Annotated in this window: 16 protein-coding genes; 11 read left to right on the forward strand and 5 right to left on the reverse strand. The window is 67.9% G+C overall.

Annotation, left to right across the window (positions count from 1 at the left end; genetic code table 11):
• Nucleotides 1–48 precede the first annotated feature (48 nt).
• Nucleotides 49–1,830: an ATP-dependent zinc metalloprotease FtsH gene (gene ftsH / locus KQ303_RS05020; protein WP_259729399.1), complete on the reverse strand. Its 1,782-nt coding sequence runs from the start codon at nucleotides 1,828–1,830 to the stop codon at nucleotides 49–51.
• A 408-nt stretch (nucleotides 1,831–2,238) separates the two neighbouring features.
• Between ftsH and rpmF the strand changes: the two genes are divergently transcribed.
• Nucleotides 2,239–2,418 carry a 50S ribosomal protein L32 gene (rpmF, locus tag KQ303_RS05025; RefSeq protein WP_094510684.1) on the forward strand — a complete coding sequence of 60 codons (180 nt, stop codon included), beginning with the start codon at nucleotides 2,239–2,241 and terminating at the stop codon, nucleotides 2,416–2,418.
• On the opposite strand, the gene KQ303_RS05030 is transcribed toward rpmF, so the two are convergent.
• The 3 genes from KQ303_RS05030 to KQ303_RS05040 are packed head-to-tail and all read right to left on the reverse strand — an operon-like array spanning nucleotide 2,379 to nucleotide 4,605.
• Nucleotides 2,379–3,491, reverse strand: coding sequence for a hypothetical protein (locus KQ303_RS05030; RefSeq protein WP_259729400.1), 1,113 nt, complete (start codon nucleotides 3,489–3,491; stop codon nucleotides 2,379–2,381). The genes rpmF and KQ303_RS05030 overlap by 40 nt on opposite strands.
• On the reverse strand, nucleotides 3,488–3,832 hold the full coding sequence (locus tag KQ303_RS05035; protein WP_259729401.1) for a DUF565 domain-containing protein: 345 nt from the start codon (nucleotides 3,830–3,832) through the stop codon (nucleotides 3,488–3,490). Before KQ303_RS05035 ends, KQ303_RS05030 begins: the two co-directional genes overlap by 4 nt.
• Nucleotides 3,829–4,605 (reverse strand): HAD-IA family hydrolase, encoded by a 777-nt coding sequence (locus KQ303_RS05040; RefSeq protein ID WP_259729402.1) that lies wholly within the window; start codon nucleotides 4,603–4,605, stop codon nucleotides 3,829–3,831. The genes KQ303_RS05035 and KQ303_RS05040 overlap by 4 nt, the downstream gene beginning before the upstream one ends.
• A gap of 68 nt (nucleotides 4,606–4,673) precedes the next feature.
• On the opposite strand from KQ303_RS05040, the gene recJ reads away from it, so the two are divergent.
• On the forward strand, nucleotides 4,674–6,590 hold the full coding sequence (gene recJ, locus KQ303_RS05045) for a single-stranded-DNA-specific exonuclease RecJ (protein ID WP_259729682.1): 1,917 nt from the start codon (nucleotides 4,674–4,676) through the stop codon (nucleotides 6,588–6,590).
• An 88-nt stretch (nucleotides 6,591–6,678) separates the two neighbouring features.
• Here recJ and psb30 read toward each other — a convergent pair whose 3' ends face one another.
• A complete protein-coding gene (psb30, locus tag KQ303_RS05050) occupies nucleotides 6,679–6,786 on the reverse strand; it encodes a photosystem II reaction center protein Ycf12/Psb30 (protein ID WP_094510689.1) in 108 nt (35 codons plus the stop codon).
• A 117-nt stretch (nucleotides 6,787–6,903) separates the two neighbouring features.
• On the opposite strand from psb30, the gene KQ303_RS05055 reads away from it, so the two are divergent.
• From KQ303_RS05055 to KQ303_RS05095, 9 genes are all read left to right on the forward strand, one after another.
• Entirely contained in the window at nucleotides 6,904–7,308 is a 405-nt protein-coding gene (locus tag KQ303_RS05055) for a YkgJ family cysteine cluster protein (protein ID WP_259729403.1), read from the forward strand.
• Complete coding sequence (locus KQ303_RS05060; protein ID WP_259729404.1) at nucleotides 7,305–7,715, forward strand: TMEM165/GDT1 family protein; 411 nt, start codon at nucleotides 7,305–7,307, stop codon at nucleotides 7,713–7,715. Before KQ303_RS05055 ends, KQ303_RS05060 begins: the two co-directional genes overlap by 4 nt.
• 317 nt (nucleotides 7,716–8,032) lie before the next feature.
• Nucleotides 8,033–8,317 carry a TMEM165/GDT1 family protein gene (locus KQ303_RS05065; protein ID WP_255099363.1) on the forward strand — a complete coding sequence of 95 codons (285 nt, stop codon included), beginning with the start codon at nucleotides 8,033–8,035 and terminating at the stop codon, nucleotides 8,315–8,317.
• 105 nt (nucleotides 8,318–8,422) lie between these two features.
• Entirely contained in the window at nucleotides 8,423–10,768 is a 2,346-nt protein-coding gene (locus tag KQ303_RS05070) for an RNB domain-containing ribonuclease (protein ID WP_259729405.1), read from the forward strand.
• A gap of 3 nt (nucleotides 10,769–10,771) precedes the next feature.
• Nucleotides 10,772–11,395 (forward strand): flavin prenyltransferase UbiX, encoded by a 624-nt coding sequence (locus tag KQ303_RS05075; RefSeq protein WP_094510694.1) that lies wholly within the window; start codon nucleotides 10,772–10,774, stop codon nucleotides 11,393–11,395.
• A gap of 8 nt (nucleotides 11,396–11,403) precedes the next feature.
• On the forward strand, nucleotides 11,404–11,925 hold the full coding sequence (locus KQ303_RS05080) for a hypothetical protein (RefSeq protein ID WP_259729406.1): 522 nt from the start codon (nucleotides 11,404–11,406) through the stop codon (nucleotides 11,923–11,925).
• A 59-nt stretch (nucleotides 11,926–11,984) separates the two neighbouring features.
• Entirely contained in the window at nucleotides 11,985–12,467 is a 483-nt protein-coding gene (locus KQ303_RS05085) for a DUF2996 domain-containing protein (protein ID WP_399232934.1), read from the forward strand.
• Between the two features lie 159 nt (nucleotides 12,468–12,626).
• The gene (acsF, locus tag KQ303_RS05090; RefSeq protein ID WP_094510695.1) at nucleotides 12,627–13,718 is read left to right on the forward strand and encodes a magnesium-protoporphyrin IX monomethyl ester (oxidative) cyclase; all 1,092 of its coding nucleotides are present in this window, start codon (nucleotides 12,627–12,629) and stop codon (nucleotides 13,716–13,718) included.
• Between the two features lie 142 nt (nucleotides 13,719–13,860).
• Complete coding sequence (locus KQ303_RS05095) at nucleotides 13,861–15,297, forward strand: TldD/PmbA family protein (protein ID WP_399232936.1); 1,437 nt, start codon at nucleotides 13,861–13,863, stop codon at nucleotides 15,295–15,297.
• Nucleotides 15,298–15,299 lie beyond the last annotated feature (2 nt).

Here is a 15,299-nt window from a genome sequence, read left to right on the forward strand (position 1 = left end):
CAACCTGTGCTGGGTGGGGTGCCGAAACCCCCCACCTGCGCAGCCCGCTCAGGCCGCGGGGGTGGGCGTAAGCGCCCTCTGGGTGGTGGCCATGAGGTTGGCTTCATAGCGGTCCACGATGGCCCGGAAGTCATCGCCGCTCAGGGTTTCCCGCTCGATCAGCAGCTCCACCAGATCATCAAGCAGGTCACGGCGTGGCTCCAGCTCGGCGACAGCCCGGTCGAGCGCCTCCTGGGAGAGTGCGCGCACCTGAGCATCAATGCGGCGGCCGGTGGTTTCGGCGTAGCTGGGCCGCGTCTGGATCAGATCGCGACCAAGAAACACTTCAGCGGCATCACCTTCAAGTGCGACCGGCCCCAGCGGTGAAAAGCCGTAGCGGGTGACCATCTCGCGGCAGATGCGGGTGGCCATCTGCAGGTCGCCGGAAGCACCCTGGGTGATTTCGCTGGGGCCGAACACCACCAGCTCAGCGGCGCGACCGCCCATCACGACCACCAGCCGGGCCTGCAGATACGCGCGGCTGATCAGCCCGGAATCAATGATGTCCTCATCCGGCATGGTGCGGGCAAAGCCGCCGACGCCGCCGGCCCGCGGCAGCAGGGTCACCTTGTCGAGGCGATCCGCGTGGGGAATGAGGGTGGTGAGCAGGGCGTGCCCCACTTCGTGGTACGCGATCAGGCGCTTCTTGGCGCTGTCGAGCAGGGGAGCCACGGCCAGGCCCATGGTGATGCGCTCCAGGGCATCGCTGAGCGCCTGGTCATCGATGCTGGCTTTCTGGCGGCGTGCGGTGAGGATGGCCGCCTCATTGAGCAGGTTGGCCAGATCCGCCCCGGAGAATCCAGGCGTGCGGGCGGCCCAGGTGGCCATTGACACCTCGTCTGAGAGGGGCCTGCTGCGGGCATGCACAGCCAGGATCGCTTCGCGGCCGCGCCGGTCGGGCAGATCCACGCTGATCTGGCGATCAAAGCGACCGGGCCGGGTGAGGGCCACATCCAGAACATCCGGCCGGTTGGTGGCCGCCAGCAGGATCACGCCGGAGTTTTCCTCGAAGCCATCCATTTCGGTGAGCAGCTGATTGAGGGTCTGCTCCCGTTCGTCGTTGCCACCGCCGATGCCCGCTCCACGCTGGCGCCCCACGGCATCAACTTCATCAATGAAGATGATGCAGGGAGCCTTTTCCTTGGCGCGGCGGAACAGGTCGCGGACCCGGCTGGCGCCCACGCCCACGAACAACTCCACGAACTCCGAGGCCGCCATCGAGAAGAAGGGCACACCCGCCTCGCCGGCGATCGCCTTGGCAAGGAGGGTTTTGCCGGTGCCAGGCGGGCCCACCAGCAGAACACCGCGCGGAATCTTGGCGCCGATGGAGGTGAAGCGCTCGGGCTGGCGCAGGAAGCTCACCACCTCCTGCAGTTCTTCCTTGGCCTCGTTGATGCCCGCCACATCCTCGAAGCGCACCGACACCGTGCCTTCGGGCTGGAGGCGCGGCTGGCTGCGCCCGAAGCCGATCGCCTTGTTGGCCACCTGGGAGGAGCGGCGGATCAGCAGCGTCAGGCCGCCCACCAGCATCACCACCAGCAGCACATTGACCACCAGGCCAGCGGTGGCATCTTCCTGGCGATCATCACGGACGCTGAGCGGCACCTTGGCCTGTTCGGCGGTGCTGAGCAGCAGGGTGTCGTTGGCGAACACCGGCACCCGCGCTTTGCTGCCATCGGCCATGGTGACCAGGGCTTCCCGCTGGCGCAGCGACAGCTCCACCTCCTTCACCTGGCCGGCCCGCATCAGGGCCAGCAGCTCGCTGTAGGTAGGGGCCGGAGCCTGCTGCACGCCAAAATTGCCGAAGAGGCCAGGGCGAGACTCGGCTGCAGCCGGAGGCAGGGCTGCGGGCGTCGCTTGACCGGGAGCCTGTTCTTGAGCTGCTTTCTCCGTAGGGGTCGGCTCTGCAGTGGAACGTTCTGAGGCGGAGCCTTCTGTGGCGGCCTGCTCAGCGTCGGGCTGTGTTGGAGGGGTCTGGTTGCCGGGAGTAGGACTGGTGCTGGTGGCGGCTGGCCTCGATTCAACGGCAGGAGCCGCTGTGGGATCTGGGGCAACCGACAGGGCAGCGGTGGACCCGCTGGACCAGAGCGGATGCACAGGAGGCGCGCTGCTCACGGGGATTTGCTTCTCCATGGAGCTTAGCGATTTGACGAAAGGCAGGCCGGCAGCGGAAAGTAGTTGTTTGGCAGTAGGTAGGGAATGGCTGTTCCCAAGAAGAAAACGTCCAAAGGCAAGCGCAATCAGCGCCACGCGCACTGGAAAGCCAAAGCTGGCGTTGCCGCCAGCAAGGCGCTCTCCCTCGGCAAAGCCGTGCTCAGCGGCCGGGCTCAGGGCTTCGTCTATCCGATCGACGACAGCGCCGAAACCGAAGAGAGCTGAGGACCTGCCAGGCGGGCCTGCTCACCGGTGCCCATCCAACGGAAGCGGCGCCGGCTGTCCAGTAGTCCCACCGCTTCCACAACCTGCTCATGGCCTGGGTCGGTGCACCAGACCAAGGGATCCTGGTAAAGGGCTGGTGGGAGAGAACACAGGCTGGCCCGCACAATCCTTTCCAGGTCGGCCCCACGCAACGCTATGGCTGCCGGGAGTGGACCTTCTGTGGAGCTTCTGAAAGCGGAAGCGCTGATCCCGGCGTCCCCACCCATTGAGCCGCCCAGGCGGCGCTGGCGCGCTTCAGCCTGAAAGCGCCAGCGGCGTGGCCAGCTCCAGTCGAGCGGTCGCAGCACCCACAGCCCATCCAGTTGCGCCCACACCGGCGCGTAGGGCAACAGCGCAGCGTCCCAATGCGGCAGCCAGGCCTGTTCCTCGGGCGTCAACCCCAGTGTCGTCCCATCCGCCAGCCGCTCCAGCCGCCCCGCCAGTGCTGCCGGGCCAATCGCACGGCAACCGATCATCCAGCCCTCCAGCAGCACCACATCGGCCTGCTGGGCGCTCCAACCGCTGCGATCACCACGCCCTTGCCGCAGGCGTTTATCGAAGCGGGGCCAACGCAGGATCCCTTCCTGGCGCCAGCGTGTGAGCTGGTGGGCGAGCAGGTCCGCGTCATGGCTGCCAGGAGGAACCCGGTCGACACCAAAGGGATTGCCTGCCATGCGGCTGATGCGCTTCTGCCAGGGCCAGTAGAAATCGTCGATCGAGAGGCTGCTCAGGCTGAGGCCCAGCTCCGGTGCCAAGGCGCTCAGCCAGGCACCGAGGCTGGATTTGCCGGCCCCCACCGGGGCGTTGAGGCCGATCAGCAGGCGCTTGCCCTTGGCCACCTCGCGCTGGCAGCGGGTCAGCAGCGGTAACACCAGCGCCCAGCGCGGATCAGGCGGAATGGACAGGGCGTCGGGATGCTGCCGCCAGCGCTCCTGCCAGGCCACAGCATCCGCCACCCCACAGGCCTGGAGCAGGCAGCGATAGGGAGCCTCAGGCCAGAGCGGGGAGAAGGCAGGGTCCAGTGGCAGCGTCACGAGCCCAGCTTGAACGCCTCCGCCACCACGGCATAGACGAACCCGAGGCGCAGGTGGTCGCAGATCACCCAGGCCAGGGTGGGTTCACCGCGCACCTGATGGCTGCGCACGCGCACCAGCACTTCGAGGAGCACCACCAGCAGAAGCACCACCACTGGCCGTTGTCCGATGGTGACCAGGAAATAGGAGGTGAGGTTGTTGCCGGCGAAATACCCGGCCAGCAGGGCGATCAACGACAGGCTGCGGCGTCGCCACGTGCCACGCACCCCTTGCAGCAGAGCAGAGGCACTGCGATCGAGCAGGTGCTGAAAGCGGGTGGCCTGAACCGGCGGGGTGCTCATGACGGAACGGCCAGCTGCTCGAGGTAGGAGAGCGTGATCAGGCCGTCAGGGCAAGCAGGGCCCTGCAGCACTGAGACAGGAGAGCCGCCCTCACCCAACTGGCTCACGATGGCGGCAGCCCCCTCAAACACAGCGAGCGGTTCCCGGCGGGTGGCTTCGCTGAGGGTCACCAGGGTGCGCAGACCAGCGGCCGTGGCGGCCCGGGTGCCGTTGCTGGAGTCCTCAATCGCCACTACCGCCGCCGCCGGCATCGCCAACTGGTGGAGGGCAAGGGTATACGCATCGGGCGCGGGTTTCAGGGCGGCCACGTCGTCGCCGCACACAAGAAACGCGAAGGCAGCAGCCGCGCCAGGCAGCAGGCGCTCGATCAGCGCCTGGGCAGAGAGACGGGCGCTGGTGGTGACCACCGCCTGACTAAGGCCGGCGCTGGCGGCGGCCGTGATCAGCCGCTCGACGCCCGGGCGCAGCCGGATCGCCCCTGCCGCCATCAGGGCTGTGTAGTGGTGTTGCTTGCGGCGCACCAGCGCATCCAGCAAAGCGGGATCGGGGGGCTCAGGCCCCTGGTCGCTGAGAAAGACGCGCAACCGCTCCCGGCCGCCACTGATCGCCAGCAACTGGATGTAGGTGGCCGGATCCCAGTGCCAGGGGAGGCCTTCCTCCGCAAACGCCAGGTTGAAGGCCGGGCGATGACCGTCCAGCTCCGTTTCCGCCAGCGTGCCGTCCACGTCCCAAAGCAGGGCGCCAAGGGAAGGATTGAAAGGAGCGTCATCCATGCACGGAGGGTAGGCAAAGGCACATGAACAGCCAGCACACAGAATGCGAGTGCCGCCTCGACGATGGCCTGTTGTCCCGCTTGCCCGAGCAACGCTGGCAGTTGCCGGCGCCCCTACCGGCCCCGGAGGCCAGTGGCCCGGCAGCCAGGGATGCCGCTACGGCGCTGGCCGCCCTGGGCCTGCCGCCCGAACTGCTGGCCGTGCTGCGCCGGCGGGGCTTTGACAGTGCGGCGGCGATCACCGCCTTGCTGGACCCCCCCGCCGCCCCCGATCCTCAGCAGCATTTCCAGGACCTGGGCGTGGCGGTGGAGCGCCTGGCGCTGGCCTGTGGGCGAAGCGAAGCCGTGGCGATCTGCGGCGACTACGACGCTGACGGCATGACCAGCACGGCCCTGCTTGTGGGCGTGCTGGAGAGGCTGGGCGCCCGGCCGGTGGCGGCGATTCCCAGCCGTCAGGACGATGGCTATGGCCTCAACACGGCGATGGTGGAGCGCCTGGCCGGCGACGGCATCCGCCTGCTGGTGACGGTGGACAACGGCATCGCCGCCGCGGACGCCCTGAACCGGGCTCTGCAGCTGCAGGTGAACGTGATCCTCACCGATCACCACACCATTCCGCCGGAGCCACCGCCTTACCTGGCGCTGCTGCATCCCGCCCGCACCCCCGAAGCCTCGCCCTACCGAGGCCTGGCCGGAGTGGGGCTTGCCTACGTGCTGGCGGTGGCGCTGGCGGAGCGGTTGAAGCGCGCGGATGCCACCGGCATGGCGCTCGACCTGTTCTGCATCGGCACCATCGCGGACATGGCGCCCTTGCACGGGGTGAACCGCCGCTGGCTTCAGGACGGCCTGTGCCGCTTGCAGGGCTCCGCGCTGCCGGGACTGCAGGCCCTGCAGCGGCTGGCTGGACTCGGGGAGCGACCGCTGGATGCCATGGCGGTGGCCTTTCAGATCGCGCCGCGGATCAATGCCGTCGGCCGGCTCGGGGATCCCCAGCTGGTGGTCGACCTGCTGACCACCGCAGATCTGGAGTGCGCCATGGACCTGGCGCAGCAGTGCGAGGCGCTCAACCGGCAGCGCCGCGATCTCTGCGATGCCATCGAAGCGGAGGCGGTGGCACTGGTGGAAGCCGACGGTCCCGAGCGCAGCCCTTTTCTGCTGCTGGCCCAGAGCCATTGGCACCACGGTGTGATCGGCGTGGTGGCGGCCCGGTTGGTGGAGCGCTTCGGTGCGCCGGTGGCCCTGCTGGCCGGCGAGGGCAATGGGCTGCTGCGGGCTTCGGTGCGGGCGCCCAAGGGATTTGCGGTGGATGCGGCGCTGCGGGCCTGCCACGACCTGCTTGAACGTCACGGCGGCCACCCCGCCGCCGGTGGTTTCACAGTGCGGGCCGAAAACGTCGCGGCTCTTCACGACGCACTCAGCGCCATCGCCAGCACCAATGCCACCCCCCTGGGCGGCGGACTGCCGGTGGAGCCGGAAGCACGGCTGGCGCTCGATCGCATCGACAGGTCCTTCTGGCTCTGCCTGCAGCGGCTGGAGCCGTTCGGTGCCGGCCATGAAACGCCTGTGTTCTGGAGCCAGCAGTGCCGCGTGGTGGAGCAGCGCAGCCTGCGGGGCGGCCATCTGCAGCTGGTGCTGGAGCAGAACGGCATCCGGCAGCGAGCGATCGCCTGGCGCTGGCAAGGGGAAGGAGCGGTGCCGGCCGTGGTGGATGTGGCCTTTCGCCTGCGGCTCAACCATTGGCAGGGCGAGGAGCGCCTGCAGCTGGAAGTGGTGGGCCTGCGCGAGAGCGGTGCGGGTGAGGTGATGCTGCAGCGCCGCCAGCGCGCCTACTGGTGCCGGGTGGAGGCGGAGGAGCTGCGTATCCGCAATGCCTCAGGCGAAGAAATGGGCATCCCCCTGCACGAAACGAACGTCCAAGGGGAGCGCCACCCCTACCTGCAGGGGCTGATTGATGAAGCGACCCTGGCCCTGGGCCTGGTGGCCTGAAGGGTGCGTGGGCACAACTAAGGAGCCTGCGCTGGACGCCGTGTCAGCGCAAGGGGTGCAGGCTCAGAGGGCGCCGCGCCGGTAGAACTCAGAGCGCGCCGCGCCGATAGAAAAGGATGAAGATCACGGCCGGGCCGGCCAGGGTGATCAGAGCCAGGGCGAGGAAGTTGGCGATCAGATGGAAATCAATACCCATGGTCCGAAAGCTCGCAAGGAAAGCGCTCTGCGTGGCAGCCTAAGGGTCGTGGTGACGGGCATCCCGGTGGCGACCATGCCACTGTGACGGCTTGTCACAGCAACGCGGGGTGGCCTGATGGTCTGCGGAACCCACTGGAGCTGCATCTCCGGATGTGGAGCGTGCTGTCGCCTTGATCCCGAGGAACGGAGCGAGGCCCTTGAAGCGCTCAATCCCCGGCAACGGGAGACCTATGTGTCGATGGTGGGCGCGGACGGCTGGTGCCGCCATTTCGACACCGGCTCCCGCCGCTGCAGGATCTACGCCGAGCGGCCGGATTTCTGCCAGGTGAGCCAGCTGGCCGGCCTGTTCGGAGTGCCCGCGGCGGAAAGCGAGGCCTTCGCGATCCGCTGCTGTCAGCAGCAGATCCGCAGTGAATTCGGTGGGCGCAGCAGGGAGCTGCGCCGCTTTGAACGGGCCACCCGCCGGGCACCGGCGCCGCTGAACGACCAACCTGGTTCCGTTGCCTCCTGCCCTTCATGAGCGCCACCAACGACCCCGGCACCGGGCCAGCCGCAGATCCTGCGCCCCTGCCGGCCAATGAGCCGGACACAGGCGGAGCCGTCCTGCCGGCCTCGTTTGTGAGCATCCTGCTCACGACCTTCACCACGGTGTTTCTGGCGGAACTGGGCGACAAAACCCAGCTGGCCGCCCTGTTGTTATCCGCCCAGTCCGGACGCCCTGGGGTGGTGTTCCTGGGTGCGGCGCTGGCGCTGATCTGCTCCAGCCTGGTGGGGGTGCTTCTCGGCCGCTGGCTGGCCACGGTGCTCCCGCCGCAACGCCTCGAACTGATCGCCGGGCTGCTGATGGTGGCGCTCGGCCTTTGGCTGGGCGTCCAAGCGGCGATTCAACTGCTGCAGCTCCCCGCAGCCGCCGTGCTGCTTCCTTGATCAAGCCTGCCTGGATTGATCCCCCTCGCCCGGCTTGATCATCGCTCCCTGACGCGGATCTTCCCTTGGCTGGATCCACTCTTGGGTTGATCCAGGCTTGAGTGACCATCTCCTTGGTTGTTCGTGACACGGATTCCGTTTGCTCAGATGGAGAGTCCCCCCTTGATCGAGCGTTCGCCGTTGGTCCCGCGATCTCCTTAGATCTCAAGATGTCGTTTGATCGCTCAATGCCTTTTGATCAGGCGACCCGATAGATCGAACACTCCCCCTGACCAAGCCGCTGTAATTCCGGTCCTCCCGTCCACCGCCTCAATCCGATGCAACTTCCGCTGCTGGCCTCCACCTTTCTCACGGTGTTCGTGGCCGAACTCGGTGACAAAACCCAGCTCACGATCGTGACGATCAGCGGCACCTCCAGCAACACTCTGGCGGTGTTTCTCGGCAGCGCCGGTGCGCTGGTGCTGGCCAGCCTGCTAGGGGCCCTGGCCGGGGGGTCTCTCTCCTCGCTGATCCCGCCGGCCGCCCTGCAGCTGGCCGCCTCGCTCGGCTTTCTGGTGATCGGCAGCCGCCTGCTGATCCGGGTGCGGCAGGAGGCTTCGTAAAGTCTTTGCTAAGACGCCAGTTCCCGGGGGCTCCGCTGCACGCCCCGGGAACCGCCATCTCTATCCCCGTTCCTGGCTCCAACCCTGTCTCTCCCCGCTGCTCCGATGAAGTTTTCGGTCGCTGACCTGCTCGACCACCTGCCCGAATCCGATGTTCTGCCGGTCGAGCAGCTTGAGAAGGCACTGGGTCTGAGCCTCACGCCCGACAAGCAACACCTCCGCATCGCCCTTGCAGGCCTTGAAAAAGTGGGGCTGCTCGAGGCGAACGAGGCGGGCATCTCGCGTCGCGCCGACGACAGCCTGATCGAGGCCCGGCTGCGCTGTTCCAGCAAGGGGTTCTGCTTCGCCCTGCGCGAAGACGGAGGCGATGACATCTACATCCGCGACCACCAGCTCAATCACGCCTGGAACGGCGACCGCGTGCTGGTGCGGATCACGCGGGAGGGAGGGCGCCGTCGCTCCCCGGAAGGCGGGGTGCAATGCATCCTCGAGCGGGCCACTGCCAGCCTGCTGGCTCAGGTGGAGCAACAGGACGACCGGCTGGTGGCCGTGCCCCTCGACGACCGGCTGCTGACCACCGTGGCCCTGCCAGCAGACGATGCGGTCTACCTCGACCCCGCGGCCGAATCGGTGGTGGAGGTGCGGCTCGATCGCTACCCGGTGGCCCAGTTCCCTCCCCAGGGCCATGTGGCCCGGCGTCTGCCGATCAAAGGGGGCGAGGAGGCAGACCTGGATCTGCTGCTCACCAAGCATGGCCTGCGCGAACGGGCCAGCGCCCCCCGCGCCAGCCTGCGCAGCCCCAACGACAAGGGCCGCACCGATCTCACCGGCCTGCCCACCCTGCTGCTGCGGCCCTGGCAGGGAGCGGAGGCGCCGGAACTCCCGGCCCTCTCCCTGGAGGAAAGCGACGAAGGCCTGCGGGTCTGGATCCACAGCCCCGCCGTGGCCGAGCGGATCACGCCCGGCAGCGCCACCGACCAGTGGCTGCGCCAGCAGAGTTCGGCCTACTGCCTCGGCAAGCGCTGGTTGCCGCTGCTGAGCCCGGCGCTCGCCAAAGCCACCGCCTTCCGGACCGGCGAATCCGCCGCCGCCGTATCGGTGGCCCTGACGATCACGCCGGAAGGGCAGCTGAGTCACTACCGCTTCGCCCTCACCACCATCCGCCCCGACGCCGAGGTGGACGCCGCTGCCCTGGAGGCCCTGGCGGACCGCAAGCCGAAGGCCCGCACGGTGCCCGCCTCGCTCAAGGCGCTCAAAACCGTTCTGCCCGACCTGGAACGCCTGATGGCGGTGGGTCGTGGGCTGCAGGAGCAGCGGCTGGCGGCCGGCTCGGTCGATCTCGATCTGCCCTTCCCCCCGCTGGAGGTGCTCGGTGATCTGCGCACACCCGAACCCGATGAGTGCCACCGCGGCTGGATGATCGCCCTGCCCCCCACCCAGCCGCTGGCCCTGCTGCGGGAAGTGGTGCTGCTGGCGGGCCGCGCCCTGGGTCATCACCTGCAGGCACTGCAGCTGCCGGCTCTGTTCGCGGTGCAGGCGGCGCCCGATCCGGCGGAAATCAACGAAGTGGCCAAGGCCGCCCTGGCCCTCGATGTCCCCCTTGACCTGGACGACGAGGGCAATGCCCCCGCTCCCGGCGTGCTGGCCACGATCTTCGCCGCCAGCGAACGCCGCCGCGGCTTGCAGCACCAGCTCAGCGAGGTACTCAGGCCCGTGCAGATCAGCCTGGAGCCGGGGCCCAACCTGCTCGCCGGCGAAACACAGGCCTACGCCCCCTGGTGCCTGGCCACCTCCTCCTACGCCGATCTGTGGAACCAGCAGGTGCTTGTGCTGCTGCTCACCGAGGGCAAGGATCGCCCCAGCGTGCGCCATAAAACCCGGGTCGACCTGGCCTCCGATGCCTGCCACGGCCAGATCGACTGGCCGCTGCTGCCGCCGAGCCAGATGGCCGAGCTGCAGCAATCCCGCAGCGTGTCCCTGCTGCAGCGCCTCAATGGCCGGGCCCGCTTCGTCGCCGACCTCCAGGGCGACCTGCTGGCGATGGCCCAGGCCCGCGCCGCCGAACCCCTGGTGGGCGAGACACTCACCGGTGTGATCAGCGGCGTGCAGAGCTACGGCTTCTTCGTGGAAATCCCTCCGTCCCTGGTGGAAGGGCTGGTGCACGTGAGCTCGCTCAAGGACGACTGGTACGAATACCGCTCCCGCCAGAACCGGCTGGTGGGGCGCAAGAACCGCCGCACCTACATGCTGGGGGACGCCGTTGAGGTGACCATCCTCAAGGTGGACGCCCTGCGCCATCAGATCGATCTGGCAGCGATCCTGCCGGACGACGACGGCAGCGGCAGTGAGCTGGGCGGTGCAGGCCACTTCAGCGGTGATACCGGCGCTGAAGATGGCGCGGGCCCCGACGGTCAGGACGGCATCGACACCGAGACCGACACGGAGGCCTGAGCGATGGACCCGGTGGTTCTGGCGGTCTCCGGCGCGTCCGCCATGCCGCTGGCGGAGCGGGCCCTGCAGCTGCTGCTGCAGGCGGGCCAGCCCGTGGAGCTGATCGTGAGCCGCGGCGCCATCACCGTCTGGCTGGCGGAGCAGGGCCTGCGCATTCCCGTCGAGCCTGAGGCCCAGACGGCGTTCTGGCTGCAGCGCACGGGCTGTGCCGATGGGCCACTGCGCTGTCATCGCTGGAACGATCAGACGGCGGCGATCGCCAGCGGCAGCTTCCGCACCCGCGGCATGGTGATCCTGCCGGCCAGCATGGGCACGGTCGGACGGATCAGCAGCGGTGTCGCGCTGGACCTGGTGGAGCGGGTCGCCGATGTGCACCTCAAGGAGGGCCGGCCACTCGTGATCGCACCGCGGGAGATGCCATGGAACCTGGTGCACCTGCGCAACCTCACCCAGCTGGCGGAGGCCGGTGCCCGCATCGCTCCGCCGATTCCCGCCTGGTACCAGCAGCCCCGCTCCCTGGAGGACATGGTCGATTTCCTGGTGATCCGGGTGTTCGATTCGCTGGGGTTCGAGCTCGGTGAGCTGCGCCGGTGGCAGGGTCCGGTCGAGCTGGCGCTCCCCACCTGAGACCCGCCGTGCTGCAACGCCTGCTGCTGCTGCCACTGCTCGCCCCGTTGCTGGCAGTGCTGCTGGTGGGTGCCTTAAACCCGCGGCCAGCCACCAGCCTGCGGCTGCTGATCTGGACCTCCCCGGCACTGCCGATCGGTCTGTGGATCGCCGCAGCGGCCGGTGGTGGCGCCGCGCTGAGCGCGGGTGCCACGGCGCTGGCGCTCAAGGGTCAGTCCCGGGTCGTCGTTCAGCGGCAACGCAGGGGTCTGGAGCCGCCAGCCCAGCAGGAACCCTGGGACATGCCCCGCAGCGAGCCGTCGCGGTGCCGCGACGCACCCGTTGAGGGGTCCGGGCGCGGGCGTCCGTTTGAAGCAGCAGCGGCCGGCCCTGTTCGCGCCGCTGGAGACCCTGCCCCCACCGTGGCCGTCCCGTTTCGGGTGATCCGCCGCGCTGATCCAGGAATGGGCGCTGCCGGAGCTTCTGCTGCAGCCACCGCAGAAGATGCCGCTGCGGATGGCTGGGAGGCGCCACCAAGCGACGACTGGTGAACCAGCCGGACGGCACCGCCCCTAAAGTTCCCAGACCTGAACGCCAGATCCCCGTGCCGGTGAGCGAACCCAACGGAGCCGCCCCCACGCCATCTGCCGTGGGAGCCGCGGATTCCACGCCCGCGGGCGAGGCAACTCCGGCGCCCGCCGCGGAGAAGCAGGCCGCCAAAGCCAAGCCCCCGGCAGTGGAGGACAAGCCATTTGCCGAGTTCGTGCCGGAGATCTTCCTGCCGGCACTGGCCAAGGAAATGCAGGCCTACGGCGGGCCCTCGCCGGAGCTGAGCTTTGAGCAGGCGCCGATGCCCGTTGTGGGTAGCGACTGCTGGGTGGTGAAAGGGTGCATGCCCCGGGGCCGGCGGTTCTGGCTGTGTTTCACCACCACCGACATCCACGGCCCCAAAACCTTCAGCCTGGCCGAATCCGGTAGCGAACCCACCTTGCTGGAGTCGTTCCTGATCGATGAACGCAAAGCCACCCTGCCGCTGCTGGTGTCCCGGGTGGTGTCACGGCTCAACGGGCAGAAGTGGCTCGGGCCCAACTGAGGCCAGCGCACCGGGGTTGGCCGGCACCTCAAGCACGCCGCCCCATTGGAGACACAGCGTTGAGCCTCTATCACGGCTCGATCTGTTGGAGCGTCACAACTGGGCCCCTTCGGCTCGGATGGCCCTTACGATGCCTGCATTGCCTGCCTCGACGCCAGAATGGTGCCTCCCACCGCCGCACCCAGCGCTCCCGTCGCCGCTTCGAACGACCACGCACCGGCCTTCAAGGATCCGGTCAAGGACACGATCCTCACCCCGCGGTTCTACACCACTGATTTCGACGCCATGGCGGCGATGGATCTGCGGCCCAACGAAGTGGAGCTGGAGGCGATCTGCGAAGAGTTCCGCAAGGACTACAACCGCCACCACTTCGTTCGTAACGGCGAATTCGACGGCGCCGCCGACAAGCTCGATCCCGACACCCGCCGTGTGTTCGTCGAGTTTCTCGAGCAGAGCTGCACGTCGGAGTTTTCCGGCTTCCTGCTCTACAAGGAGCTGAGCCGCCGCATCAAAGCCAAGAACCCGCTTCTGGCCGAATGCTTCGCCCACATGGCCAGAGATGAGGCCCGCCATGCCGGCTTCCTCAACAAGGCCATGGGCGACTTCGGGCTCCAGCTCGATCTGGGCTTTCTCACAGCCAGTAAGTCATACACCTTCTTCAAGCCCAAGTTCATCTTCTACGCCACCTACCTCTCGGAGAAGATCGGCTACTGGCGCTACATCGCCATCTACCGCCACCTCGAGAAGAACCCTGACAGCAAGATCTTCCCGATCTTCAACTTCTTCGAAAACTGGTGCCAGGACGAAAATCGCCATGGCGACTTCTTCGACGCTCTGATGAAGGCCCAGCCGGACACCGTGCGTGGCCTGCAGGCGCGCCTTTGGTGCCGTTTCTTCCTGCTGGCGGTTTTTGCCACCATGTACGTGCGTGACGTGGCCCGCAAGGAGTTTTACGAAGCCCTTGGCCTTGATGCCCGCGCCTACGACAAGTACGTGATCGCCAAGACCAACGAAACCTCCGCCCGGGTGTTCCCCGTGGTGCTCAACGTGGAGCACCCACGTTTCTATGAGCGGCTGGAGCGGATCGTGGGCAACAACCAGGCCCTCAGCGCCGCCGATGCCTCCGCGGCCATCGCTCCGCTCAAGGTGCTGCGCAAGCTGCCCTTCTGGGCCGCCAACGGCCTCGAAATGGCGAAGCTGTTCTTCATGGCTCCGATTCGCAGCGAGGCCTTCCAGCCCGCTGTGCGCTGATCCTCAGCCGTTTGAAGTGCCTGGCCAGGGGCCTACCCAACCCAGCAAATCTCGGGGGGGTTCCCTGGCAGCGAAGCTCCTGAGGCATCCCGTGCCTGCGGCCTCGCCGTTAGCCTGAGCCACCAAGATCAGACCGACTTCCTTGGTTGCTTCCACTGCTCGCCCCTTGCTGGCGCTCGAAGGTTTTGACCTCAGCTGGCGTCAACGCCTGGAGCCGTTGCTGGCTGCAGGACGCGCCGCTGGAGCCAGCCTGGTGGAGGTGTTCCTGGAGAGCACTGACCACATCGGCTTGCTGGCTGCGCAGGACCGCATCACCAGCGTGAGCCCTGCTTTCGGCCGCGGCGCCGGTGTGCGCGTGTTCCGCGGCGAGCGCGATGGCTTCGTCTCCACCAACGACCTCAGCGAGCGGGGCCTGATGCTGGCGCTGGAGCAGGCCCTGGGCATGCTGGGCCTCACGGTCAACAGCAACGGCATCAGCGGCTTCGACGGGCTGCCCGACCTGCGCGACTACGCCCTCGCCAAGGGCGACTGGCTGGTTGCCTGCCCGACCCTGGCGGAAAGCACCGACCGGCTGCTGGAGGGCACCGCCCTGCTGGAGCAGCACGGCCAGCACCTGCAGGCACGCCGCGGCAGCTACGCCCGCGACTGGCAGGAGGTGATGGTGGCCGCCAGCGATGGCACCTTCGCCCGCGACATCCGGCTGCACCAGTCGGTGGGGCTCACGGCCCTGGCCGCCGACGGGGAGCACCGGGCCAGCCAGGGCCGCCGTTATGGCAGCACCGACCGCCCGGACGATCTGCGCCAGTGGGATGCCCAGACGGCCGCCCTCGATCTGTGTGCCAGCACCCAGGCCATGCTGCATGCCGAGTATGTGGAAGCGGGCACCTACCCGGTGGTGCTTGCCAACCGCTTCGGCGGTGTGATCTTCCACGAGGCCTGCGGCCACCTGCTGGAAACCACCCAGGTGGAGCGGGGCACCACCCCCTTTGCCGATCGAATCGATGCTCCGATCGCCCACAGCGCCGTGACGGCGATCGACGAGGGGCTCAGCGACGGCGCCTTCGGCAGCCTGTCAATGGACGATGAGGGCATGGCGCCCCAACGCACGGTGCTGATCGAGAACGGGGTGCTCAAGCGTTTCCTCTCCGACCGCGCCGGTGAACTGCGCACCGGCCACCCCCGCACCGGCAGCGGCCGGCGCCAGAGCCACGCCTTCGCGGCCGCCAGCCGCATGCGCAACACCTACATCGCCGCCGGGCCGCACACCCCGGAGCAGCTGATCGAATCGGTCGATCGGGGCTTGTACTGCAAATCGATGGGTGGCGGCAGCGTGGGCCCCACTGGCCAGTTCAACTTTGCGGTGGAGGAGGGCTATCTGATCGAGAACGGTCGCCTCGGCAAGCCCGTCAAAGGAGCCACCTTGATCGGTGAAGCCAAAGAGGTGATGCCCCGGCTCTCGATGTGCGCCAATGATCTGGAGCTGGCAGCCGGCTTCTGCGGTTCGGTGAGCGGCAGCATCTTCGTCACCGTGGGGCAGCCGCACATCAAGGTGGATGCCATCACCGTGGGAGGCCGCTGATC

The sequence above is a fragment of the Synechococcus sp. CS-1333 genome (genome assembly GCF_025128015.1).
GTDB lineage: Bacteria > Cyanobacteriota > Cyanobacteriia > PCC-6307 > Cyanobiaceae > MW101C3.